General features: G+C 55.7%; 19 protein-coding genes (1 of these 19 only partly in view). 5 read left to right on the top strand and 14 right to left on the bottom strand.

Annotated elements, in window-relative coordinates; translation table 11 throughout:
• Nucleotides 1-500, top strand: partial view of a M23 family metallopeptidase gene (locus FIV00_RS05025; protein ID WP_209006818.1) — the end only. The gene continues 1,387 nt to the left of window position 1, outside the view; the window shows 500 of its 1,887 coding nt (coding positions 1,388-1,887); its start codon lies off the left edge, out of view; the stop codon is at nt 498-500.
• Nucleotides 501-584: 84 nt separating this feature from the next.
• Here the strand turns inward: FIV00_RS05025 and clpB are convergent, their stop codons facing one another.
• From clpB to FIV00_RS04995, 6 genes are all read right to left on the bottom strand, one after another.
• Nucleotides 585-3,182, bottom strand: coding sequence for an ATP-dependent chaperone ClpB (gene clpB / locus FIV00_RS05020; RefSeq protein ID WP_152499724.1), 2,598 nt, complete (start codon nt 3,180-3,182; stop codon nt 585-587).
• Nucleotides 3,183-3,397: 215 nt separating this feature from the next.
• The gene (locus FIV00_RS05015; RefSeq protein WP_152499723.1) at nt 3,398-4,123 is read right to left on the bottom strand and encodes a DUF4167 domain-containing protein; all 726 of its coding nucleotides are present in this window, start codon (nt 4,121-4,123) and stop codon (nt 3,398-3,400) included.
• 363 nt (nt 4,124-4,486) lie between these two features.
• Entirely contained in the window at nt 4,487-5,341 is an 855-nt protein-coding gene (gene prmC, locus FIV00_RS05010) for a peptide chain release factor N(5)-glutamine methyltransferase (RefSeq protein WP_152499722.1), read from the bottom strand.
• Between the two features lie 2 nt (nt 5,342-5,343).
• Nucleotides 5,344-6,417, bottom strand: a complete 1,074-nt coding sequence (prfA, locus tag FIV00_RS05005) for a peptide chain release factor 1 (RefSeq protein ID WP_152499721.1) — start codon at nt 6,415-6,417, stop codon at nt 5,344-5,346.
• Nucleotides 6,418-6,470: 53 nt separating this feature from the next.
• Entirely contained in the window at nt 6,471-8,738 is a 2,268-nt protein-coding gene (gene ptsP, locus FIV00_RS05000) for a phosphoenolpyruvate--protein phosphotransferase (protein ID WP_152499720.1), read from the bottom strand.
• A 72-nt stretch (nt 8,739-8,810) separates the two neighbouring features.
• Nucleotides 8,811-10,061, bottom strand: a complete 1,251-nt coding sequence (locus FIV00_RS04995; protein ID WP_152499719.1) for an aspartate kinase — start codon at nt 10,059-10,061, stop codon at nt 8,811-8,813.
• A gap of 303 nt (nt 10,062-10,364) precedes the next feature.
• Here FIV00_RS04995 and ubiG point away from each other — a divergent pair, with 303 nt between their 5' ends.
• The 3 genes from ubiG to FIV00_RS04980 all read left to right on the top strand — a co-directional run bounded on the left by ubiG (nt 10,365) and on the right by FIV00_RS04980 (nt 12,568).
• Nucleotides 10,365-11,126: a bifunctional 2-polyprenyl-6-hydroxyphenol methylase/3-demethylubiquinol 3-O-methyltransferase UbiG gene (gene ubiG / locus FIV00_RS04990; RefSeq protein WP_152499718.1), complete on the top strand. Its 762-nt coding sequence runs from the start codon at nt 10,365-10,367 to the stop codon at nt 11,124-11,126.
• Nucleotides 11,123-11,821 carry an alpha/beta fold hydrolase gene (locus tag FIV00_RS04985; RefSeq protein WP_209006817.1) on the top strand — a complete coding sequence of 233 codons (699 nt, stop codon included), beginning with the start codon at nt 11,123-11,125 and terminating at the stop codon, nt 11,819-11,821. The genes ubiG and FIV00_RS04985 overlap by 4 nt, the downstream gene beginning before the upstream one ends.
• A gap of 246 nt (nt 11,822-12,067) precedes the next feature.
• Nucleotides 12,068-12,568, top strand: a complete 501-nt coding sequence (locus tag FIV00_RS04980; protein WP_152499717.1) for a hypothetical protein — start codon at nt 12,068-12,070, stop codon at nt 12,566-12,568.
• A gap of 74 nt (nt 12,569-12,642) precedes the next feature.
• Here the strand turns inward: FIV00_RS04980 and FIV00_RS04975 are convergent, their stop codons facing one another.
• The 4 genes from FIV00_RS04975 to FIV00_RS04960 form a co-directional block, all read right to left on the bottom strand.
• The gene (locus tag FIV00_RS04975) at nt 12,643-13,170 is read right to left on the bottom strand and encodes a DUF1178 family protein (RefSeq protein ID WP_152499716.1); all 528 of its coding nucleotides are present in this window, start codon (nt 13,168-13,170) and stop codon (nt 12,643-12,645) included.
• Nucleotides 13,167-14,021, bottom strand: a complete 855-nt coding sequence (locus FIV00_RS04970; protein WP_152499715.1) for a carbon-nitrogen hydrolase family protein — start codon at nt 14,019-14,021, stop codon at nt 13,167-13,169. Before FIV00_RS04970 ends, FIV00_RS04975 begins: the two co-directional genes overlap by 4 nt.
• A 45-nt stretch (nt 14,022-14,066) precedes the next feature.
• Nucleotides 14,067-14,324: a glutaredoxin 3 gene (gene grxC, locus FIV00_RS04965; RefSeq protein WP_152499714.1), complete on the bottom strand. Its 258-nt coding sequence runs from the start codon at nt 14,322-14,324 to the stop codon at nt 14,067-14,069.
• Between the two features lie 138 nt (nt 14,325-14,462).
• Complete coding sequence (locus tag FIV00_RS04960) at nt 14,463-15,221, bottom strand: ComF family protein (RefSeq protein WP_152499713.1); 759 nt, start codon at nt 15,219-15,221, stop codon at nt 14,463-14,465.
• Nucleotides 15,222-15,394: 173 nt separating this feature from the next.
• On the opposite strand from FIV00_RS04960, the gene FIV00_RS04955 reads away from it, so the two are divergent.
• Nucleotides 15,395-16,285, top strand: a complete 891-nt coding sequence (locus FIV00_RS04955) for a class I SAM-dependent methyltransferase (RefSeq protein WP_152499712.1) — start codon at nt 15,395-15,397, stop codon at nt 16,283-16,285.
• 34 nt (nt 16,286-16,319) lie between these two features.
• Here the strand turns inward: FIV00_RS04955 and FIV00_RS04950 are convergent, their stop codons facing one another.
• The 4 genes from FIV00_RS04950 to FIV00_RS04935 all read right to left on the bottom strand — a co-directional run bounded on the left by FIV00_RS04950 (nt 16,320) and on the right by FIV00_RS04935 (nt 19,326).
• Nucleotides 16,320-16,550, bottom strand: coding sequence for a Flp family type IVb pilin (locus FIV00_RS04950; RefSeq protein WP_152499711.1), 231 nt, complete (start codon nt 16,548-16,550; stop codon nt 16,320-16,322).
• A gap of 29 nt (nt 16,551-16,579) precedes the next feature.
• The gene (mutT, locus tag FIV00_RS04945) at nt 16,580-16,981 is read right to left on the bottom strand and encodes an 8-oxo-dGTP diphosphatase MutT (RefSeq protein ID WP_152499710.1); all 402 of its coding nucleotides are present in this window, start codon (nt 16,979-16,981) and stop codon (nt 16,580-16,582) included.
• 85 nt (nt 16,982-17,066) lie between these two features.
• A complete protein-coding gene (gene argJ / locus FIV00_RS04940; protein WP_152499709.1) occupies nt 17,067-18,308 on the bottom strand; it encodes a bifunctional glutamate N-acetyltransferase/amino-acid acetyltransferase ArgJ in 1,242 nt (413 codons plus the stop codon).
• A 154-nt stretch (nt 18,309-18,462) separates the two neighbouring features.
• Entirely contained in the window at nt 18,463-19,326 is an 864-nt protein-coding gene (locus FIV00_RS04935) for a peptidylprolyl isomerase (protein ID WP_209006816.1), read from the bottom strand.
• Nucleotides 19,327-19,425: the final 99 nt, after the last annotated feature.

Genomic DNA, 19,425 nt, shown 5'->3' with positions numbered 1-19,425 from the left:
TCCGCAAGCCGCTCAATGGCGGCAAGTTCCGGTCCGGTTTCGGCATGCGCCGTCACCCGATCCATAAATACACCAAAATGCACCGTGGCGTGGACTGGTCTGCACCGCGTGGCACGCCGATTATGGCAGCAGGCAATGGGACGGTCCAAAAGGCCGGCTGGAGTTCAGGTTACGGACGCCGGATCGAGCTGCGTCACACCAACGGCTATACCACCACCTACAATCACATGACCGGCTTTGCCAAGGGCGTGCGCGAAGGTGCGCGCGTGACCCAGGGGCAGATTATCGGGTATGTCGGCTCAACAGGTCTTTCGACCGGGCCTCACCTGCACTACGAAGTTCTTGTCAACGGGCGTTACATGGACCCGATGCGGATCAAACTGCCCAAGGGCCGTACCCTCGATGGCGAAATGCGCACGGCATTCGAAGCTGAGCGCTACCGTGTCGACACTTTGATTGATCGCGCCCGCAAACCTTCCCGCGTTGCTGCCGTCAACTAAATCCGGAAAATCTGCTTTGATCAAAAAAAGCCCGCGGATTGCTTCCGCGGGCTTTGTTCATTTCTGCTCGGAACCAAACCTCCGTCAGGCAGCGACGATTTCAGAACCGGCAACCTGAAACAGGAGACGGTCCGCACCTGCTGAAACATCCACAGTCTGCCCATCCATGACATCTCCGGACAGCAGTCTTTCTGCCAGAGGATCCTGAACGTCCTTTTGGATAATACGCTTCAGCGGCCGGGCTCCGTATGCCGGGTCGTACCCCTTCTGCGCCAGCCAGCCGAGGGCGCTATCGTCCAGATTCAGCGTGATCTTGCGATCGCTGAGCAGGCTGCGAAGCCGCTCAAGCTGGATCTTGACAATATCGGCCATCTGCGACCTCTGCAGACGGTGGAACAGGACGATCTCATCCAACCGGTTCAAAAACTCGGGTCGAAAATGAGATCGGACTGCGCCCATGACTTCATCGCGCACTGCATCCGTATCCTGGCCCTCCGGCTGGTTCACAAGATACTCAGCGCCAAGGTTAGACGTCATGATGATCAGCGTGTTGCGGAAGTCGACTGTGCGTCCCTGGCCGTCAGTCAGCCGCCCATCATCAAGCACCTGAAGCAGCACATTGAAGACATCTCCATGCGCCTTTTCGATTTCGTCGAACAGGACGACCTGATACGGGCGTCGTCGCACGGCTTCGGTCAAAGCACCGCCTTCCTCGTAACCGACATATCCCGGAGGCGCACCGATCAACCGAGACACGGAGTGCTTCTCCATATATTCCGACATGTCGATGCGAACCATCGCGCTGTCATCATCGAACAGGAAACTCGCCAATGCCTTGGTCAGTTCCGTTTTGCCGACGCCGGTCGGCCCGAGAAACATGAAAGAACCGATCGGCCGGTTGGGATCCTGAAGACCAGCGCGCGCGCGGCGCACGGCTGTCGAGACCGCATGAATGGCTTCTGCCTGACCGATCACTCTCCCGGCAAGAACATCTTCCATCCTCAGCAGCTTTTCCCGCTCGCCTTCCAGCATCTTATCGACTGGAATGCCGGTCCATTTGGAAACAACCTGCGCAATATGCGAGGGCGTAACGGCCTCATCCACCATGGCGTCCTTGTCTTCGGACGCTTCGGCATCGCTCAGCTTCTTCTCAAGATCCGGGACCACGCCATAGGCAAGCTCACCGGCCCGCGACAGATCACCACTTCGCTGTGCAATTTCCAGGTCGATACGCGCCTGTTCGAGTTGCTCCTTGATTTTCTGCTCAAGGTTCAGTTTTTCCTTTTCGCCGAGCCAACGGTTCGTAAGCGCCTGCGACTGTTCCTCAAGTTCCGTCAGCTCTCTTTCCAGCTTGGCGAGCCGATCCTTGGACGCCTCGTCGCTTTCAACTTTCAAGGCTTCACGCTCGATCTTAAGCTGAATGATCCGGCGGTCCAGTTCGTCCAGTTCTTCAGGCTTGGAGTCGACCTGCATACGCAACCGGCTTGCAGCTTCATCCATCAGATCAATTGCCTTGTCGGGCAAAAACCGGTCAGTGATGTAGCGGTTGGAAAGCGATGCGGCTGAAACAACGGCAGAATCGGTGATCCGAACACCATGATGGAGTTCGTACTTCTCCTTGATGCCACGCAGTATCGAGACAGTGTCTTCAACGGTTGGCTCGCTGACAAAGACGGGCTGAAAACGACGGGCAAGCGCTGCATCCTTTTCAACATGCTTGCGATACTCGTCGAGCGTCGTCGCACCCACACAGTGAAGCTCGCCTCGCGCCAGCGCAGGTTTGAGCAGGTTCGAAGCGTCCATCGCGCCATCGGCCTTTCCGGCTCCGACCAGCGTGTGCATTTCGTCAATGAACAAGATGATATTGCCAGCGGCTGCCTCAACTTCCGACAGCACCGCTTTCAGGCGCTCTTCGAACTCACCGCGATATTTGGCCCCGGCAATAAGAGCGCCCATGTCGAGCGCGAGAAGTTGCTTGTCCTTAAGCGATTCGGGCACATCTCCATTGACAATACGCAATGCGAGCCCTTCAGCGATTGCCGTCTTACCCACACCTGGCTCACCGATCAGAACGGGGTTGTTTTTGGTCCGTCGAGACAACACCTGGATCGTGCGACGAATTTCCTCATCGCGTCCGATAACAGGATCAAGCTTACCGTCCCGGGCAACCGCCGTAAGATCTCGGGCGTATTTCTTAAGAGCGTCATACTGGTTTTCTGCCGTTGCGCTGTCCGCGGTCCGACCCTGACGCAGCTGATTGATCGCTTCATTCAGACCGTTGGGCGTAACGCCGTGACGTTTCAACAGCTTGCCGGCTTCACTGCCACTGTCCATGGCAAGCGCCAGCAACAACCGCTCTACGGTTACAAAGCTGTCACCGGCTTTTTCGGCAATCTGTTCAGCCTGTTCAAACAGCCGCGCCGTCGCCTGGCCCATGTAAAGCTGACCTGAACCGCCTGAAACCTTGGGCATTTTTTCAAGCACGCCTTCAAGGTCACCTTTCAGCGCCTTTGACTGACCGCCTGCCCGATCAATCAGGCCGCTTGCCATACCTTCCGGATCGTCCAGAAGCACTTTTAGTATGTGTTCGGGAGAAAACTGCTGATGACCGCGCCCCAGCGCAAATGTTTGAGCGGACTGGACGAAGCCACGGGCACGCTCAGTGTATTTTTCAAAGTTCATATTCAACCTCCTATCCGCCCGCACCACCCGAAGCGTGGAGAGCGTCTTGGGATCCGGACCCTGCAATCAGGCATCCGCACAGTTATTTTCGAACTGCCACTCATATATAGTGTTGCATTTTCATCACAAAAGTCCCCTGTGACAAAATCCGCAGACAAAAGAAAAACGGCGCTCCAATGAAGCGCCGTTCCAATAGTTCTATTGTCGTCAGTGGTCTATTCGCCAGCACCGGCTTCTGCAGAAGTTTCTTCCGTCGCTTTGGGCCGGCGAGTGCGCGTTGTCCGTCGCCGTGGCTTCGGCTGCTCTTCTTCAGCGCCCTCTGCAGGTGCTTGTGGCGCGTCCGCGCTGGCGTCAGCTGAAGCTTCGGCAGTCGCGTCATCGCCAGCACTCCGGCGAGGAGCGCGCGACCTGGGCGTACGGGCGCGTCGGCGCGGCTTTTCTTCCGAGTCGGCATCGTCGGCTTCGGCCTTCTGACCGGCACCATTGACTTTGCCTTCCTGGTCGATCACCGGCATGTCCTCGATAAAGGGCTGCGGGCTGTTTGCATCGACAACGTCGCCATCAGCAGAAGCTCGTTCCTGCTGCGCTGGTCTTTCCGACCCGTTTGCAGGGCCGGAGCCATTGGCCTGAGTGGCATCAGGCGCATCTTCGTTTTCGTTGCGAGCTTGTTGCTGCTGTTGTGCGGCAGGTTGCTGCTGCGGCTGCGCTGCAGCCACGATACGCTGATAGTGCTCGGCGTGTTGATTGTAGTTCTCGAACATCACACGGTCGCCGGATGCCTGAGCATCGCGTGCAAGCTGCTGGTACTTCTCCGCAATATGCATCGCTGTGCCACGGATTTTCACATCTGGACCGTTAGACTCATAAGTCCGGGTTAACGGATTAGGACCTTTGCGGCCCCTTCCGCGCATACGCTTATTGCTTTGATTTCCTGGTCTCATCCTGCCGTTTTCTCTTGCGGAACGGCGGTCAACTGTCGCTGACCCAACATCGGAATTGTTTAAAACCGACACGAAATACATCACCGAAACCAACAATGCTGGTTAGCGGCTGTCATTGAAAACATACGCAGCGCGTTAAAGGCCACTGGCCACGCGATTGTCTTTTTCCTCGACAGTCCGAAAACACCGGATAGTCCGATACGCAACGGATTCCTTGGCGCTAAATTTGCGTCAGTCCCCACGCTGCCGGATGCGTTATGCCCCGCTGAACGCTGATCACATCTCCGGTCTCGGCAACTGGAACCTAACCGTTTCCGTCGAGTTTTCCAAGTGCTTTTTCGCTATTGGATCAAAACCGGAGAATTATCGCCTGCAGGCCAGCAGCACTCGGTCGTTTCCAGAAAGATCCTTAACGATTTCAATTGCTCCAAAGCTATGATGACGCAACCGTTTTTCAACGGCGTCTGCTTGATCGAAGCCAATTTCGAGTGCGATTCGCCCTCCTGACCTGAGAAGCATTTCGGCTTGCGCGATGATTCGCACATATCCTTCCAATCCGGATTCGCCGCCATCAAGAGCCAAGACAGGATCGTGCTTTGTGACTTCCGGACTTAACCTTACAAGATCTTCAGTACGGATATAGGGCGGGTTGCTCACCACCCAATCGAAGACGCCGGATTTCGCACCTTCAAGCGCGGATGCATAATCTGAACAAAGTGGCAAAAACCGATCAGATACCTCATGCAGCTCTGCATTTTTCGAAGCACATAAGAGCGCTTCAAGGGATAGATCGACGGCAACCGTCCTGGATCTTGTCATTTCCGCAAGAAGCGTCACCGCAATGGCCCCGGTTCCGGTACCGATATCGCAAATCAACAGCTCCTCGCTGGGAACGCTCAGTGTGATCACCGCATCGATCAGAACTTCTGTGTCAGGCCGCGGTTCCAGCGTTGCCGGGTTCATGAGAAACCGCCTGCCGTAGAACTCTCTTTCCCCCAGGATCCGCCCGACCGGCATGCCGGCAAGGCGCTTTGCGGCATGAGATTGCGCTGTAGCAGAATTCGTATCGCTTACCGGATCGTCGCCACGCAGCATCAAATCAGAGATCGAGATTCCCAGTGCAGCGCTCACCAGCAGTTTCGCGTCGAGTTCAGGCAGGTCAAGTTCTGCATCCCGAAACATGTCGCGCACCTGCCGATAAAGCTGGCCGACTGTCATGGTCAGGCTTCTTCCGATGCCAGCAGATTTGCCTGATGATCCACGATCAACGCATCGATCACTTCGCCAAGGCCTTCACCCGCAACGATCTGATCCAGCTTATAGAGGGTCAAGCCGATGCGGTGATCGGTGACACGCCCCTGGGGATAGTTGTAAGTCCGAATTCGCTCCGAGCGGTCGCCGGACCCGACCTGAAGACGGCGAGCCTCAGTACGTTCGCTGGCAGCCCGTTCCCGCTCTTCATCATATATGCGAGCCCGGAGCAACTGCATCGCCCGAGCCTTGTTCTTGTGCTGAGAGCGCTCATCTTGCACGGCCACGACGATACCAGTCGGCATATGTGTGATACGCACTGCAGAATCCGTGGTGTTGACGTGCTGTCCACCTGCGCCCGAGGCCCTGAAGGTATCAATCCGCAGATCGCTGTCCTGAATGTCGACGTCGACATCCTCCGCCTGTGGCAGCACGGCGACGGTTGCCGCCGATGTATGGATCCGGCCACCAGACTCCGTTGCCGGTACGCGCTGCACCCGGTGCACGCCCGATTCAAATTTAAGTTTCGCGAACACGCTGTCACCTGAAACGGAAGCGATGATTTCCTTGTAACCACCAACTTCTCCGTCACTGGCAGAAAGCACTTCGACCTTCCAGCCCTGGAGTTCTGCAAAACGCTGGTACATTCTAAAGAGATCGCCTGCAAAAAGAGCAGCTTCGTCTCCGCCGGTGCCAGCTCGAACTTCCAGAATGGCGTCATTCGTGTCCGCTTCGTCTTTTGGCAGCAGACCAATGCGTACATCCTGCGTCAGAGTTTCCACTGTTGCTGACAGCTCACTGCATTCCAGTTCAGCCAGCTCACGCATTTCCGCATCCGTTTCCGGATCAGACATCAATGCCTCAGCGTCGGACAATTCGTCTTCCGCCTTGATCAGGGCCCGGATCTTGAAAACAAGGGGCTCAAGCCCGGCATATTCGCGGGACAGTTTGACATAGGCAGCAGGGTCCGGATTCGCCGACATCGTGTGTTCGATTTCGGCAAAACGATCCAGCAAATTATCAAGTTTGTGACGCGCCAGCATACGCGCTGATTCTCCTGATACCCCAATGCGGGAATGAGTTAAGACTGATCGTGCTAAAGAGCAACATCGGTTTCGGCAGCAAAGCGCTGCAGCACGTCTCGGATGCTCCTGTCATTGTGGCCCGGCTCCAGCCTGGGCAACAACCGAGCAGACAAGCGCCCCGCATCAACGGTTCGCAACATCGCCTTCACCGGCCCCAGCGAGGCTGGAGACATCGAAAGATCTTTAAAGCCGAGTGCGAGCAAGGCCATGGCCTCAAGCGGGCGTCCTGCGAGTTCACCACACAATGTCACCGGGACATGAGCTTTATGTGCGGCGTCTGCAATGGATTTCAAGGCGCGCAGGAAGCCGACGCCCAAAGTATCGAAACGATCCGCGACACGCGTATTGCCGCGATCAACCGCACAGAAAAACTGAAACAGGTCATTGGAGCCGACCGAGACAAAGTCGACACAATCCATCAGTTCTTCAAGCTGGTACAGAAGCGAAGGCACTTCGACCATAACACCCAACCGGATATTTTCCGGCGTCGCATGGCCATGTTGCCGCAAGTGTTTCACTTCCTTGTCGACAAGCGACTTTGCCTCCAAAAACTCCTCAACGACCGCAACCATCGGAAACATCAGTTTCAGGTCCCGGCCGGCGGCTGCATGCAGGAGGGCCCGAATTTGGGTTCGCAGCAAGCCTGGTCGATCCAGCCCAAGCCGAAGGGCACGCCAACCCATGGCAGGATTTTCTTCCTGGATCGAACGCAGATAGGGAAGCACCTTGTCGCCGCCGATATCCAGCGACCGGAAGGTCACCGGTTTGCCGCCGGCCGCGTCCAGGATCTGGGAATATTGCTGTTGCTGCTCGCGCATGCGCGGAAACGATGAAGCAACCATGAACTGCAGCTCTGTTCGAAACAGTCCGACACCAGCCGCTCCAGATTCTTCCAGATGCGGAAGATCGACCAGCAGACCGGCATTCATCTGCAATGAGAACTCGACACCATCGCGTGTAACCGAGGGCTTGTTTCTCAGCCTGCGATACTGGGCCTGCCGGCGTGCCCGGAACCGCACCTTTTCCGCATATGCATTTTCCAGGTCCGCAGCGGGTCTCAGATGAACTTCGCCAGTATCGCCATCGACAATGATTGCGTCGCCGCCATCCGCCAGACTGACAATGTCATCCACCAGACCAACCATCGGAATACCGAGCGCACGCGCCACGATGGTCACATGACTGGTCGGCCCGCCTTCTTCCAGCACCAGGCCCCGAATGCGGTCGCGACCATAGTCAAGCAGCTCCGCAGCACCCATGTTGCGCCCGACAATAATGGCATCCTGCGGCAACTCGTCGAAGCCCGGACCGTGTTCACGCCCCATCAACTCACGGATCAAACGGTGTGCTAGATCATCCAGATCGTGAAGTCGTTCGCGCAGATAAGGATCCGTCTGGCGCAACATCCGGGCTCGTGTGTCGCTTTGCACCTTTTCGACGGCAGCTTCTGCCGTCAGGCCATTCTTGATCGCGTCTTCGATTTTCCTGATCCAACCGCGATCATAGGCAAACATGCGGTAAGCCTCGAGCACCTCGCGATGCTCTCCCGTTGCAGCGATTTCTCCACTTGCCAAAAGATCGTCGATAGAGAGCCGCAATCGATTGATGGCAGCTTCCAAGCGGCTTTTTTCCGTGTCCGTGTCTTCCGCAATCAGGTTGGTAACGACGACACGCGGTTCATGCAGAACCACATGTCCAAGTCCGACACCTTCGGAAAGTCCGACACCATTGGCAGTGATCGGCCGTGACAAATCAAGCCCGGTGGCTTTTTGGGCAATCGCCTCCAACTCGCCTGCCGCAACCATTTCGGCGATCACCATGGCCGTTGTTTGAAGAGCCTCAACCTCGTCTTCCAGATACGTCCTGTGGGACTGGTTCTGTACGACGAGAACGCCAAGGGTCCGGCCTGCCCTGAGAATTGGCACACCAAGAAATGAATTATAGGCTTCTTCACCCGTTTCAGGCAGATACGCAAAACCCGGGTGAGCGCTGGCATTGGGAAGATTAAGCGGGCGCGCTTCGGCAGCGATCAGCCCGACGAGCCCTTGCCCGACGCGCAGCGACGCATTGTGGACCGCGGACCTGTTCAAGCCTTCTGTTGCATAGAGTTCAAGAACACCGTCGGCGCGCAGGATATAAACGGAACAGACTTCGGCGACCACGTTCGACGCGATCAGCACAACGATCTTGTCGAGTCGCTCTTGCGCCGTGATTGGCTCTGCCATGACTTCGCGAAGCCGGCGGAGTAACAGGCGCGGTCCGGCTAGGTTGCTGCGCATTGCGCCCCCGATTGATCCCGCTTCTTGCAAGTTCCCGTAAGGATCCCGATCAGTGATCTCTTGCAGAAAATGCTATCCGTCCAACCCGTATAGCGAATGGAGAGTCCGGACCGCAAGTTCTGCATAGGCGGAATCGATCAGGACGGAGATTTTGATTTCCGATGTCGTGATGGCGCGAATGTTGATGCCCTTGGACGCAAGACCGCTGAAGCACTGCGCAGCGATCCCGGCATGAGAACGCATGCCAATCCCGATGACAGAGACTTTGACCACGTCGGTCGCCCCTTCAAGAGCCTGAAAACCGATCTCGCCGCGGTTCTCATCCAGCACTTTCTTGGCACGGTCAAAATCACCCTCCGGAACCGTGAAAGTGATGTCCGTGGTCTTTCCGTCAGGAGAAATGTTCTGGACGATCATGTCGACATTGATGTGCGCGTCTGCCAGAGGACCAAACACGGACTGGGCAACACCCGGCTTGTCAGCCACGTCACGAATTGAAATTTGAGCTTCGTCTTTGGCATAGGCAATGCCGGTGACAACCTGCTGTTCCACGAGTTCATCCTCGTCGCAAATTAGAGTACCAATCGGAAGGCCGTCAGCGCCGACCTGAGATGCTTCCGGATCGTCGAAGCTGGAGCGGACAAAGGTCCTAACACCGTGGACCATGGCCATCTCGACGGAACGCACCTGAAGAACTTTTGCCCCTAGAGACGCCATTTCGAGCATTTCCTCGAACGAAACCCGGCCGAGACGCTGCGCCTTGGGAACGATGCGAGGGTCGGTCGTATAGACCCCGTCGACATCGGTATAGATATCACATCGGTCAGCCTTGATGGCCGCAGCAATGGCGACAGCACTGGTGTCCGACCCGCCACGCCCGAGTGTCGCAATGCGATTGTCGGGGGAGATACCCTGAAATCCGGCCAGTACGGCAACCTGCCCTTGTTCCAGGCGCTCGCACAGGAAACCGGCATCGATCTCCCGGATCCGGGCTGCACCGTGGTTCTCATCGGTTTTGATCGGCACCTGCCATCCCTGCCAGGAGCGGGCATTAACGCCCATGTCCTGAAGGACGATCGCTAGCAGACCGGACGTTACCTGTTCACCGGAAGCAACAACCGCATCATATTCTCTTGCATCGTGAAGCGGCGACGCCTCTCGGCAGAACTGGACCAGTTTGTTGGTCTGGCCGGCCATTGCCGAAACCACGACCGCCACCTGGTGACCGGCGTCCACTTCCCGCTTTACATGACGGGCCACATTGCGGATGCGATCGAGATCAGCAACCGAAGTCCCGCCAAATTTCAATACCAGTCGGGCCATACCACTCGTAAGTCTTGTTGTCGTTTCGTGTCGGCGTTGTTACGCCGGATGGATCGGCGCACATCCATACAGTCTGCATTCCCTTGCTGCAACCGCCCATCTCCAGGCATTTGCTGCCGGGACTTGCAATTTTCAGGAGCTGTCTTGAGAAACGCTCAACAGCACATACTGAAAGAGGATCTCCTGCGACCATTCCCCAACTTCCCAAACCCCCTATAACCTTGACAAACAGGCATGGACTTTGAAACGACAGCGGTCTGACGAGCGGGAGCGGCAAAAGCATCGCTCATGAAAGGAACACCGATGACAAGCAAAGCGCAGCAGACGTCCGGGACGATCGACAGCGAAGAAGTCGCGCGTTTTTCCGCCATGGCGCAGGAGTGGTGGGATCCGGCAGGCAAATTTAAGCCATTGCACAAATTCAATCCGGTACGCCTTGCCTATATCAAACAGGAAGTCTGCCGCCGATTTGACAGGGACCCCAAATCTTCAGACGCCTTCAAAGGCTTGAGATTTCTTGATATCGGGTGTGGCGGTGGCCTTTTGAGTGAACCCATGGCACGTCTTGGCGCAGATGTCGTCGGTGCAGATCCGTCGCAAACCAACATCGAAATCGCGCGACTGCATATGCAAAGTTCCGGACTGACGATCGACTACCGTGCCGAAACTGCCGAGGGGCTTGCTGCGGCAGGAGAGACATTCGATGTTGTACTCAACATGGAAGTCGTGGAACACGTCGCCGATGTTCCTCTCTTTCTTGAAACGACCAGCAACATGGTTCGACCGGGCGGGATGATGTTCGTTGCAACGATCAACAGGACCATGAAGGCCTATGCACTTGCCATTTTTGGTGCCGAATACGTGCTTCGCTGGCTGCCAAAAGGTACCCATTCCTACGACAAGCTGGTGAAACCGTCCGAAATTGAAACCCCGCTGAGCACAGCCGGCCTCAATATCATCGACCGCAGCGGTGTCAGCTACAACCCGTTGACTGACAGCTGGGCACAATCCCGCGACATGGATGTGAATTATATGCTGCTCGCGGAACGTCCTGAGACCGCATGATGAGCGATCCGATCGTCTTCATACCAGGCTTGTTGTGTACGGAGGCGCTGTTCGCACCGCAAATAGCTGCATTCGCAGATCGGCCAATTATGGTTGCCGATCATCGTCACCACGACAGCATTCCGGACATAGCTGCTGCAATTCTGGAAAGAGCTCCTGAACGGTTCTCTTTAATTGGCCTGTCCATGGGTGGCTATATTGCGATGGAAATCATGAGGGAAGCACCTGGCCGGGTCAGCAAACTGGCTTTGCTCAACACCAATTCGCGTGCTGACACGCCGGAGAAGTCGGAACGGCGGACGTTTCTCATTGATCTGACCCGCAAGCGCGGGTTTACGAAGGTGCCGCATTTGCTTTTTCCCGGATTTGTACACGAGAAAAACGAAGAAAATGAAGACCTGAAGTCCGTCGTGGTCGACATGGCCAACGACACGGGATCTGACGCTTTCATTCGTCAACAGACCGCGATCACCCACAGAACGGATTCTCGAAAAAGGCTCAGCGAGATCACTTGCCCCTCACTGATTCTGGTCGGCGATGGCGATCGACTGACACCGCTTGAACTGTCCCAAGAAATTCATGATTGCATTCCAGGAAGTGAACTTGAGGTGGTTCCCGGATCGGGTCACCTTTCCACACTTGAAACACCCGAAGCTGTGACAAAAGCTCTCCAGAATTTTTTGGATCGGCCTTAGCGAAATGTTCCGCCGGTGTAGGTTCGCAGGTTGGGCCGGGATCACATCTTTTTCGAAAAATCAGCAGGCACATTTGATCCGGGTCAAGGATGGCCCCGTGATCCGGCGTATAATGAATACACCTTGGTGTATTCAAACTGAACTGAAGCCCAGGGCCTGCAGCCCACACCATACGTATGACCAGCGGTCAACGGAACTGGTTTGTAAAGAGCTGCAATCGACCAACACCAAAGCGGAGGACGTTTTATGGCTACGAAGCGCAATGCAGGTGCTTTCGATTTCGGCTTCACCATGCCCGAGTGGCCAATGCCCAACTTTTCAAACTGGGCCTTTGCCGAACGCGAAGACCGGATTGAGGCTAAGGCTGTCGCCAGTTTCCAGAAAATGGGCAAAACGGCCCTGACCCATGCTGAACAGGCTTTTGACGATCACATGGAGTTTGTCAGCCATCGCCTGCACGAGGATTTCGAGTGCGCGAAGTCGTTGAGCCAATGCACGATGCCGGAAGAATCCATGGCAACTCTGCAGGCTTTTTACACAAGGATGGCGACTGAATATCAAGAACACTTTGAAAAGCAGGCCGCCCTTTTTCGAAACAGCTTTTCTGAAAATGCTGCGGCCGTAGAAGAGCTCAATGAAACCGCGCTGGAAAGCGTCAACGAACTCAGCAAGGCCGCGGAAGAAAGCCTTGAGGAGGCCAAACCCGCAAAAACGTCCACGAGGCGTAAGGCAGCGTCAAAGACCTAGAAATCGATGTGCGAGCAGCGGTCAGGCTTAGAGCTGAAGTCGAAGCGCGCGCAAAGACATCAACTGGATTGCCGTCAGTTCTTGTCGTCCGGAAGGTCGGGCAGCGGAACGACGGCAATACCCTCTTCCATCAACGCCTCGGCATCCTTTGGTGTGGTCTGGCCATAGATGTTGCGCTCTTCGGCTTCACCATAGTGGATCTTGCGCGCTTCCTTGGCGAAATTCGAACCGACATTTTCAGAGTTTTCAATGATCTGGGCACGCACGACACGCAGTGCCTCGACAATTTCCTTCTTCTGAAGGTCTGCTGGCAAAAGGGCAGAGGTCTGTGTTGCAGGTGTAGCGTCCGCAGGTGCCACAGGTGCTGAAGGCGCTTTACTGACGTCAGTTTGGCCAACGCTTGGCATCACGGGTGCTGAAAGAGTTTCGCGTTTGCGCGCGGTTGAAACCGCAGGTGCCATCAATCCTTTTTTGACTTCTGTCGATCCACATATTGGACAGGTGACCAGGCCTCGCCCGCATTGCGCTTCAAAGTCATCCGAATTGCGAAACCAGCCTTCGAATGAATGGGTGGCATTGCAGACAAGCGTGTATTTGATCACGCAGGTATCTCCCTCAGGCCCTCGGCAACATGGCAATCGAAGGCCCGTTCATTGGCAATCGCGGGAATCCTTCCCCGCGCCTTGGACACAGTCTCAGTTTCAATCTCCGCCAGGATGTATCCTGGCTCATCATCGTCGCGCTCTGCAAGGATGCCTCCCCATGGGTCGACTATAAGGCTGTGACCGTAAGTCTCACGTCCATCTTCATGGAGACCGCCTTGCGCTGCAGATATGACGTAGGCGCCATTTTCGATAGCGCGGGCGCGCTGTAGCACATGCCAGTGCGCTTCGCCAGTCTGCTTGGTAAAGGCGGCGGGTCCCGTCAAAACCTCAGCGCCGTTTCTGGCCTGCGTCCGGAAGATTGCCGGGAAACGGATATCATAGCAGATCGCCATGCCGAACCTGGCAAATGGCAAGTCGGTGATGACTGTCTGGCGGCCCGGTTCATATGTTGCAGATTCCCGCCAGCTTTCACCGTTTGGCAGATCGACATCGAACATGTGTATCTTGTCGTAAGTGGCAAGTATCGACCCATTCGGCCCAATCATGAAGGCCCGGTTTGCAACTTTTCCTGTCTGGTTCAAGACCGCCAGAGACCCAAGATGCAGAAATACACCCTCATCAGACGCCACAGATCTTGCCATGCTCAAGAATGGATCGGCACCGGCATCGAAAATTCGCTCCAGCAGATCCTCACGGCTCCGGACAAGAACATTCGACATTTCCGGTGTCTGAATGTAACGCGCACCCTGTTTCGCAGCCGCCCGGATCAGCTCCTCGGCTGTTTGGCAATTCGCTTTCGGATCCATACCGCTGCGAAGCTGTATACATGCTGCCGTGAATGAGGTCATTAGACCACCTTTGTCGTGAACCCTTAACGTCGAGCGGCCAGTTAATCAGGACGCAAGCATTGCGTCCAGTTTGCCTGCTCGCTCCAGATCATGAAGGTCATCACAGCCACCCACATGCTTGTTGCCGATGAAGATTTGCGGAAAGGTCGCACGGCCATTTGCTTTCTGCACCATTTCACGCTTCAACGAGGGGCTGAAGGTCGCATCCTGTTCCTGATAGTCTACGCCCTTTTTGTCCAGCAAGCGCTTTGCCGCTGTGCAGAAGCCACAAAGTTGACGCGTGTAGATCACCACTTTGGACATTGGATAAGTGTTCCTTCTATCTTCGCGGTTTAATACGTGAAACACGATCTGCCGCCGGAAAATCTCGGCGTTATATGCGACCAATCTCAGAAAACTCAAGAGAGCCCAACTCTCAATGGGGACGCTCAGCGGCAGAAGTCACGTGCGAAGTGATGGATCTGCCAGTGCGAAAGTGAGCACATCCACCGAGCGAGCCCCAGCTGAAAGCAGAGTTTTGCTGCAAGCGCTAATTGTCGATCCGGTCGTCATCACATCGTCAATCAAAACGACGTGACGGCCCTGCAATTGAGTTCCCCGGCGAGGATCAACCACAAAAGCAGATCGGACATTTTTCCTGCGCTCTTCGGCAGACAGCCCCACCTGCTGGCGGGTCCGCTTCCGACGTTTCAGCATTTCCGGTTCAAACGAGCCACCGCACCCTGCGGCTATTTCCTTCGCAAGATCGGCGGACTGGTTGAAGCGACGCGAAACCAGTCGCAGCCAATGCAGCGGAACGGGAACGATCACACTGTCCGGCGACAAGAATTCTTGGCCGTTCCGGGCCATCCAGCGCGCCATGGGTTCGGCAAGCTCTCGCCTTTTCGAAAATTTGAGGGCCAGAACGAGATCCCTGGCCGGCCCCTCGTAGAGCGCAGCGGCCCTGAGGCGCTCAAAAACCGGAGGGTTTGCAATCGCGCGCGGGCTCCATGCTGCTTCCCCCACGTCATAGGAAAACGGAGAACCGAGACGATGGCACCAAGGCTTGTCTATGAAAGGCATTTCCTGCCAGCAAATGGCACACAGCGTGTTTTTTGTGGCAACGCGCGAACCGCAACTGATGCATCGAAGCGGCAACAAAAAATCCAGGGCAACTCCGGCAACCTTCACCGGTAGGTTTCGCAGCTGTTCCCTTGCCATGCGCACAACACACCCTCAAAGCGATACTTGCCACCCGACGTGTCAATAAGAAACATCGGTCCGAAATATTCAACCAGGCGACTCAAAACTCAAGGCTGAAAGTCGCACCTTTGACCTAGGTGTCTTGATACAATATGTGACCCGTTCAACGACAGCTGAAGACAGAATTGCAAGTGACCGACCAGCCTGATCTTTTTGACCGTTCTCTCTTAAGAGCCCGCCGTGCGCGTGCGCTCAAGTCTTCGAAATCAGGCTCGGACTTTCTTCTGCAGGCGATCGCCGAGGATCTTGAGGACAGACTGCATCTGGTCAACCGGCAGTTCTCAATTGCAGTCGACCTGGGTGGTCATACCGGTCTCATAAGTCAGGCGATCCGGAACACTGGCAAAGCTGAAAGACTGGTCAGAGCGGACTTGTTTGTTGCGGATCATCATATGTCACCACCGGACCTGGTTTGCGATGACGGCTTGTTGCCGCTGCGTGACCAGTCAGTTGATCTGGTGATTTCAGCCTTGAGCCTGCAGTTCGTCAACGATCTTCCAGGCGCTCTCATTCAGGTTCGCAGAAGCCTGAGGCCTGATGGCCTGTTCCTTGCGGCCCTTCCCGGCGCTGGTACCCTTGCGGAATTGCGGGACAGCCTGACGCGGGCAGAACTTGAACTCAAAGGCGGAGCAGCTGCAAGAGTGCTTCCTTTTGCAGATACGCGCGATCTTGGAAGTCTGCTTCAGCGAGCGGGATTTGCTTTGCCTGTAACTGACCTCGACACACTGACCGTCAGATACGATTCCATGTTCGGACTGATGGCGGATCTGCGCGCAATGGGCGCAACCTCCATTCTGAGAGATCGCAGCCGATTACCTTTGTCACGGAAGGTGCTGTTTCGTGCAGCAGAGCTTTATGCGCAAAACCATGCCGACGCGGATGGACGGATTCGGGCGACATTTGCTTTCGTGACACTGTCCGGTTGGGCTCCGCACGAAAGCCAACAAAAGCCCCTGAGACCCGGCGCGGCCAAGACAAGACTTGCAGATGCGTTGGGTACCAGAGAGCAGAAGCTCAAGTAGCCCTCACCGGATAGGATGAAACGACAAGCAATAGTTATTTAATGTTGCTGTCCGCGGACTTGATGGCGGTCGAGACTGGCGAGAAAACACCATCACGCAGCGATGTTCCGATCACGGTCATTGAGAGCAAAATGGCGATACTGATCGTGCCGACGATAAGGCCGTATTCGATCAGTGTCGCACCCGACTGGTCACGTCCGAACCTTGCAAGGAGCTTGCGAAACGTTCTCTGACGGTCTGAAACAGATAATTTTCGGCTTTTCATTTCAGACCTCGATACTCGCTGCGCTGCCGCTATACGGCGTCCATCAGATGCGGGATGAGAGGTTCGTCGGCGGCCGGCATCGGATAATCCCGCAACCTCACAGCCCGCACCCATTTGAGTGCCTGACGTTCCTGACCTTGCGGGACACCTTCCCATCTTCGGCAAATGAAAAGTGGCATAAGTAGATGAAAATCTTCGTAAGTGTGGCTCGCAAAAGTAAGGGGGGCGAGACACGCTTCGTTAACCTCAATTCCGAGTTCCTCGTGGAGTTCCCGGATCAGTGTTTCCTCAGGCCGCTCGCCGGTTTCAACCTTTCCCCCGGGGAATTCCCACAGCCCTGCCATGGATTTGCCTTCCGGACGCTGTGCCAGAAGGATCCGGCCATCGGTGTCCACAAGTGCGCAGGCAGCAACGAGCACGATTTTGGTCATTGGCGAAGTGTCCGAATTCGAAACGCCCGACGAAGGCGCAATTAAGCATAAGTGTGACGAGAAGCTGGATATCACCAGAGGACCATCAACTGCGATAGTCACCGTTGATAGCGACATATTCCTTGGTGAGGTCGCAGGTCCAAACGGATGCAGCACCTTCGCCAAGACCAAGATCGACCCGCAGAAGAATTTCCTCGCACTTCATCACCTCTGAAGCAGCTTCTTCGCTGTAGTCTGGATCACGCTCGCCCTCGACAGCCACCCGAATGTCGCCGAACCAGATCGCCAGCCGGTCCCGATCGGCAGGTTCGCCTGCCTTTCCAACCGCCATGACGACGCGTCCCCAATTGGCGTCTTCCCCCGCAATGGCCGTCTTTACGAGGGGCGAATTGGCGATGGCCAAGGCGATTTTTTTGGCCGAAGCTTCATTTTTCGCGCCTTCGACGCGAACTTCGACGAATTTTCGAGCCCCTTCCCCGTCCTTCACGATCTGATGTGAAAGATCGAGCATCACATCACCGAGCGCAGTGCGGAGAATACCGATCCTTGGGTCGTCAAGTGATGTCACCGGATCCACGCCGCTGTCAGTAGCTGCACCGGTTGCGAACAAGAGAACAGTATCGGATGTCGATGTGTCGCTATCGACCGTAATAGCGTTGAAGCTGCCGGGCGTTTCATCGCTGAGAAGTGCCTGCAACACATCCGGGGCAATAGCGGCATCGGTAAAGATGAAGGACAACATCGTCGCCATGTCAGGCGCGATCATGCCTGCCCCTTTTGCAATACCGTTGATAACAATTGTCTTTCCGTCCAGATCAACACTGGCCGTTGCGACCTTCGGGTAGGTATCCGTGGTCATTATGGCACTCGCAGCATCCAGCCATGTTGCTTTGCCCTGGCTGGTCTTGAGGCCCTCCACAACAACTGAAAACTTCTCAGCTGGCAACGGTTCACCAATCACACCGGTCGATGCCAAAAAAACGTCTTCTTCGGCAACATCCAGCGCACCCGCGACGATTTCAGCCGACAGTTTGACGGCAGCCATGCCCTTTCTTCCGGTAAAGGCATTGGCATTTCCTGAATTCACCAGCAATGCCCGCACCGTCCCGCCAGCAAGGCGAGACCGGCACCAATCAACCGGAGCAGACGGGCACTTGGAGCGGGTGAAGACACCTGCAACAGAGGTCCCCTCGGCGACAGTCGCCAGCAGCACATCGGTTCTGCCCTCATATTTGATGCCAGCTTCGGCGGTCGCAAACTTGACGCCTTTGAGTTCCGGCATGTCCGGGTAGGACGTTGGGGCAAGCGGGGAAACGGTCGTCGACATGAATTCGGTCCCGGTCAGAAAGTGTGCTTGTGCTCTAGCCGCAAGCTTGACCGAAGCGCAAGTCCTTTCAAGCGTCGTCAATCGGCGTTTGGCAACAAAAAACCCGGCGGCACAAGGCCGCCGGGTGATCAGCGCACCATTACGGTACTAAAACTTATTCCGTGGCCGGCTTTTCTTCGCCCGGCTTGGCAAGTTTCTCGTCCAGAACTTCAACAGTGGCCGCACCCTTGAGTTCCGCCATCTTTGCTTCGTACCGATCGCGGAAGAGCTGTTGCCGCAATCCGTTGGCAACCTCTTCAAGAGCAGGTTTTTCCTGCTTGCGCTTTCCTTCAAGCTTGATGACGTGCCAGCCGAACTGTGTTTCGACGGGTTCCTTTGTGTAGGTGCCCGGATCAAGCGCAAAGACGGCTTCGTCAAAAGGAGGCACCATCTGGCCACGACCGAAGAAACCGAGGTCACCGCCATTGGGTCCAGACGGGCCGGTGGATTTTTCCCGGGCCAACTCGGCGAAATCAGCGCCGCCGTCCAGCTCCTTGATCAATTCTTCAGCTTCGGCCTTCTCCTTCACCAGAATGTGACGAGCATTGACCTCTTCTGCGCCTTCGAAATCGGCGAACTCCTTATCATAGGCAGCCTGCAGATCTTCGTCGGAAATCGCATCACCTATTTTCTGCGACAAATACGCATTGCGAAGCGCTTGCAGCTCCAGGAATTCCATTTGCTTCTGGAAATCGGGATCCTGATCGAGTCCATCCTGCCGCGCAGCCTGGGCAAGCAGCTCCATGTCAACGACGGCATCAAGCAACAGCTGCCGCCACTGCGCAGGTGGAAACCGTTGCAGTTCCTGGCCTAAGTCTTTGGCAGCAAACGCGAGATCCGCTTCCGTGATTTCCGCTTCACCCACCTTTGCCACCACATCGCCGGGCTCGGCTGCAGACAGCGAAACGGATCCGAGCGACAGAGCCATAAGGGAAACGGCAAGCGTCTGAACAGGCCTGCGCATCGAAATTCGGAACATATGAAGTCCTTTACGTATAGGAACGGTATTCGTTGTCCCTCTATTTAATCGAGGGCGTGGCTACTTTGCGCATTCCAGCGACGTTGACAAGCTTAGAGC

The sequence above is a fragment of the Labrenzia sp. THAF82 genome, from assembly GCF_009363435.1.
Lineage (GTDB): Bacteria > Pseudomonadota > Alphaproteobacteria > Rhizobiales > Stappiaceae > Roseibium > Roseibium porphyridii.
This window is presented reverse-complemented; position numbering and strand designations above follow the sequence as displayed.

What these genes read in the sequence shown, in the direction of transcription:
- clpB (WP_152499724.1), bottom strand. Translation starts at nt 3,182, where the DNA reads ATGAACTTTGAAAAATACACTGAGCGTGCCCGTGGCTTCGTCCAGTCC.
- FIV00_RS05015 (WP_152499723.1), bottom strand. Translation starts at nt 4,123, where the DNA reads ATGAGACCAGGAAATCAAAGCAATAAGCGTATGCGCGGAAGGGGCCGC.
- prmC (WP_152499722.1), bottom strand. Translation starts at nt 5,341, where the DNA reads ATGACAGTCGGCCAGCTTTATCGGCAGGTGCGCGACATGTTTCGGGAT.
- prfA (WP_152499721.1), bottom strand. Translation starts at nt 6,417, where the DNA reads ATGCTGGCGCGTCACAAACTTGATAATTTGCTGGATCGTTTTGCCGAA.
- ptsP (WP_152499720.1), bottom strand. Translation starts at nt 8,738, where the DNA reads ATGCGCAGCAACCTAGCCGGACCGCGCCTGTTACTCCGCCGGCTTCGC.
- FIV00_RS04995 (WP_152499719.1), bottom strand. Translation starts at nt 10,061, where the DNA reads ATGGCCCGACTGGTATTGAAATTTGGCGGGACTTCGGTTGCTGATCTC.
- ubiG (WP_152499718.1), top strand. Translation starts at nt 10,365, where the DNA reads ATGACAAGCAAAGCGCAGCAGACGTCCGGGACGATCGACAGCGAAGAA.
- FIV00_RS04985 (WP_209006817.1), top strand. Translation starts at nt 11,123, where the DNA reads ATGATGAGCGATCCGATCGTCTTCATACCAGGCTTGTTGTGTACGGAG.
- FIV00_RS04980 (WP_152499717.1), top strand. Translation starts at nt 12,068, where the DNA reads ATGGCTACGAAGCGCAATGCAGGTGCTTTCGATTTCGGCTTCACCATG.
- FIV00_RS04970 (WP_152499715.1), bottom strand. Translation starts at nt 14,021, where the DNA reads ATGACCTCATTCACGGCAGCATGTATACAGCTTCGCAGCGGTATGGAT.
- grxC (WP_152499714.1), bottom strand. Translation starts at nt 14,324, where the DNA reads ATGTCCAAAGTGGTGATCTACACGCGTCAACTTTGTGGCTTCTGCACA.
- FIV00_RS04960 (WP_152499713.1), bottom strand. Translation starts at nt 15,221, where the DNA reads ATGGCAAGGGAACAGCTGCGAAACCTACCGGTGAAGGTTGCCGGAGTT.
- FIV00_RS04950 (WP_152499711.1), bottom strand. Translation starts at nt 16,550, where the DNA reads ATGAAAAGCCGAAAATTATCTGTTTCAGACCGTCAGAGAACGTTTCGC.
- mutT (WP_152499710.1), bottom strand. Translation starts at nt 16,981, where the DNA reads ATGACCAAAATCGTGCTCGTTGCTGCCTGCGCACTTGTGGACACCGAT.
- argJ (WP_152499709.1), bottom strand. Translation starts at nt 18,308, where the DNA reads ATGTCGACGACCGTTTCCCCGCTTGCCCCAACGTCCTACCCGGACATG.
- FIV00_RS04935 (WP_209006816.1), bottom strand. Translation starts at nt 19,326, where the DNA reads ATGTTCCGAATTTCGATGCGCAGGCCTGTTCAGACGCTTGCCGTTTCC.